Here is a 1,141-nt window from a genome sequence, read left to right on the forward strand (position 1 = left end):
ATGCCGCAAGCAAGAAGACTTCGGACGAGATGTAGGAGTCTTGACGCTTTTGAGCCACTTTGTCACACAGATTGAACAAAGTCCCCATCGAGCTAGAAAGCTGCACATCACCACCGATGCCACTCACCTTTGGTAATCGATCAAGCATTTCGCCTAGCTTTGAGCGGAGATGAGTTACATCCACGTCCAGCATTGTCAGCAATGGACGAATTGGACTGCCATTTTGATCAAGCAAAGCCACCATTAAGTGAACTGGCTCGATGTACTGATGATCGCGCCCTAACGCTAGTGATTGAGCATCAGAGATAGCGATTTGAAACTTACTGGTAAATCTATCAAGACGCATATCGACCTTCCTAACCTCGATTAAAGAGAATTCTTTTGACAGTAGAAAGATGGATACTCAGTGGGGGAATTTCAAGGGAGTGAATGAATAAAGATAGCTTTGCAAAAATAGAACTATGCATCTCAGCTCTTTTGAGCTTTATGGGGCTTACTCTTCAATCCAGATAAACGTAGCTTGCCTTCCTGTCACACCATCTCGGCGGTAAGAATAAAAGGACTCTTTATCTTGGTAAGTACACAAACCGGAATCGAAAACTTGCGAGACGCCAGCCCTGTTGAGACGCTGCGTCGCTAATTGCGACATGTTGGCAAGCCATTTACCTTCCACATTACGAGGGGTAAATGCGCGCTGAGCTTTTGAGTCAAAATCGACAAACGCTTGTAGAACATCTTCGCCCACTTCAAACGCCTGTGGACCAATAGCAGGCCCTAACCATGCCATCACATCACCCGAAAATAATGCGAGAGCATTTTCAACGATACCATTTGCCAAACCACGCCAACCGGCATGAACAGCTGCTACTTGAGTACCTTGAGTATTCGTCAGCAGTATAGGCAAACAATCAGCGGTCATGGCAGAACACACAACATTACTCGCCGATGTGAAGACGCCATCAGCATCAAGCACTATTGACGTAGGAGCATTCGCATGGGCAACGACAGTAGAATGAGTTTGGTTTAACCAAATTGGCGCACTTGGCATATTCGCTTGCTGTGCCAACCAATGACGATTCTTCGCTACGATAGAAGCATCATCCCCAACGTGCGCACCGAGATTTAACCCTTGATAAGAGCC

Annotated in this window: 2 protein-coding genes; both read right to left on the reverse strand. The window is 46.4% G+C overall.

Going from position 1 to position 1,141, the window contains the following annotated elements:
* A partial coding sequence (locus R7040_RS24650; protein ID WP_318097299.1) for a Clp protease N-terminal domain-containing protein occupies nt 1–346 on the reverse strand: 346 nt, incomplete at its 3' end.
* 147 nt (nt 347–493) lie between these two features.
* Nucleotides 494–1,141 (reverse strand): peptidoglycan editing factor PgeF (gene pgeF / locus R7040_RS24655; RefSeq protein WP_318097301.1); only part of this gene is annotated, 648 nt, incomplete at its 5' end.

The organism is Vibrio sp. 1069, from assembly GCF_033340555.1.